3 protein-coding genes are annotated in these 2,471 nt (G+C 72.3%); 2 read left to right on the forward strand and 1 reads right to left on the reverse strand.

Annotated features, from left to right (window positions below; translation table 11 throughout):
* Together ACOV8S_RS13995 and ACOV8S_RS14000 are read left to right on the forward strand one after the other, a co-directional pair.
* On the forward strand, positions 1-1,503 hold a 1,503-nt coding region (locus ACOV8S_RS13995; protein ID WP_448318147.1), incomplete at its 5' end, for a M4 family metallopeptidase.
* Between the two features lie 88 nt (positions 1,504-1,591).
* Positions 1,592-2,104, forward strand: coding sequence for a DUF1990 family protein (locus ACOV8S_RS14000; protein ID WP_448318148.1), 513 nt, complete (start codon positions 1,592-1,594; stop codon positions 2,102-2,104).
* A gap of 123 nt (positions 2,105-2,227) precedes the next feature.
* Here ACOV8S_RS14000 and ACOV8S_RS14005 read toward each other — a convergent pair.
* Positions 2,228-2,471 (reverse strand): hypothetical protein (locus ACOV8S_RS14005; RefSeq protein ID WP_448318149.1); only part of this gene is annotated, 244 nt, incomplete at its 5' end.

A 2,471-nucleotide genomic window follows, 5' to 3' on the forward strand; every position in this document is an offset into this window, starting at 1 on the left:
CCGGTGCAGCTGTCCCCCACCGCCCGCACCGCCCTGCTCAAGGCGGCCGAGGGCCGCACCGCCGACACGGCCGAGAAGATCGGTCTGGGCGCGCAGGAGAAGCTGGTCGTCCGGGACGTGGTCCAGGACGGCGACGGCTCGGTGCACACCCGCTACGAGCGCACCTTCGGCGGCCTCCCGGTCCTCGGCGGCGACCTCGTCGTCCACACCTCGGGCGCCGGCAAGCACCTGGGCGTCACCAAGAACGTCAAGGCCGAGATCAAGGCCGACCTGACCGCCGAGGTCTCCGCGGCCAGGGCGAAGGGCCAGGCGCTCTCCGCCTCCGAGGCCGCCGACGCCGAGAAGTCGGCCGTCGAGTCCTCCCGCAAGGTGATCTGGGCCGCCGACGGCGAGCCGAGACTGGCCTACGAGACGGTGGTCGGCGGTCTGCAGGCCGACGGCACCCCCAACGAGCTCCACGTGATCACCGACGCCGCCTCCGGCGAGAAGATCTACGAGTTCCAGGGCGTGCACACCGGCACCGGCAGGACCATGTACTCCGGCAGCGTCACGCTGAACACCACGCTCTCCGGCTCGACGTACCAGCTGACCGACGCCACCCGCGGCGGCCACAAGACGTACAACCTGGCCCGCGGCACCTCCGGCACCGGCACCCTGTTCACCGACGCGGACGACATCTGGGGCACCGGCGCCGCCTCCAGCGCCTCCACCGACCAGACCGCCGCCGCGGACGCCGCCTACGGCGCCCAGACGACCTGGGACTTCTACAAGAACACCTTCGGCCGCAGCGGCATCAAGAACGACGGCAAGGCCGCCTACTCCCGCGTCCACTACGGCAACGCCTACGTCAACGCCTTCTGGCAGGACTCCTGCTTCTGCATGACCTACGGCGACGGCTCGGGCAACACCCACCCGCTGACCTCGCTCGACGTGGCCGCCCACGAGATGTCGCACGGCGTCACCTCGGTCACCGCCAAGCTCACCTACAGCGGCGAGTCCGGCGGCCTGAACGAGGCCACCTCGGACATCCTGGCCACCGGCACCGAGTTCTACGCCGCCAACGCCACCGACGCCGGCGACTACCTCATCGGCGAGAAGATCAACATCAACGGCAACGGCACCCCGCTGCGCTACATGGACAAGCCCAGCAAGGACGGCGCGTCCGCCGACTACTGGTCCTCCAGCCTCGGCTCCAAGGACGTGCACTACTCGTCCGGGCCGGCCAACCACTTCTTCTACCTGCTCTCCGAGGGCAGCGGCGCCAAGACGATCAACGGCGTGAGCTACAACTCGCCGACCTACAGCGGCACCGCGGTCACCGGCATCGGCCGCGCCAAGGCGCTGCAGATCTGGTACAAGGCGCTGACGACCTACATGACGTCCAGCACCAAGTACGCGGGCGCCCGCACCGCCACGCTGAACGCCGCCACCTCGCTGTACGGCTCGGGCAGCGCGGAGTACACCGCGGTGAACGCGGCCTGGGCCGCGATCAACGTCAAGTGACACCGGTCGGGACCTGACCGGAAATTCTCGAACGACTGAGCGGCACCCGGGGGCATATGCCCCCGGGTGCCGCTTAGTCTTGGGCCTCATGTCGTTCACCTACGAGGACGTCGGCGCCACGCGTGACGGCGGCGTCCCCTGCCCGCCCGGCTTCCACTCCCTGCACGAGCGCACCCGGCTCGGCGAGGGCGAGGAGGTCTTCCGCCGGGCCGCCGAGGCCCTGACGACCTGGCGGATGCACCGCGAGATGGGCGTGGGGATCACCACCTCGGCCGAGCGGGCGGCGCCCGGGGTCGATGTCACGGTGACCCTGGCCGGCATCGTCAGGGCGCCCTGCCGGGTGGTGTGGACGGTGGACGAGCCGCGCCGCGTCGGCTGGGCCTACGGGACGCTGCCCGGTCATCCCGAGAGCGGCGAGGAGGCCTTCGTGGTCAGCCGCACCGGCGACGGCACCGTCTGGCTCACCGTCACCGCGTTCTCCCGCCCCGCCAAGTGGTACGCCAAGGCCGGCGGACCGGCGACCCGCGGCTTCCAGCATGCCTACGCCCGGCGCTGCGGCGTGGTGCTGCGCCGCCTCGCCGACCCGCCGGCCGAGTTCTGAGCCGACCCACCGGCGCGGCGCCCACCCCCCGGCGCGGCGCCGACCCGCAGGCACGGCGCCGGCCCCCAGTCGCGGTGCCGAGGGACCGCGCGCGGCGCCGGGGTGGCGCCGCGCGGAGACCCGTCAGCGCATGAGCACCCCGGCCGCCTCCACCATTTCCTCGGCGGGCAGCGCGACCAGCCCCAGCTCCGCGCCCGAGGCGAGCAGCCGGTGCGCGGGCAGCACCCGCACCGTGTAGCCGAACGGTCCCGTGCGGTCCAGGGTCAGCGGGCCCTCGTAGACCCAGTTCCCCTCCGTGTCGGGCCCGTTGGACGCCGGCTTGAGCGGGACCGTGGTCGGGGCGGTGAGCCGGTCCTCGGCGTCGACC

Source organism: Streptomyces sp. CO7 (assembly GCF_053474865.1).

Bases quoted from the DNA above. Each gene is read 5' to 3' on its own strand.
- ACOV8S_RS14000 (WP_448318148.1), top strand. From the start codon at position 1,592: ATGTCGTTCACCTACGAGGACGTCGGCGCCACGCGTGACGGCGGCGTC.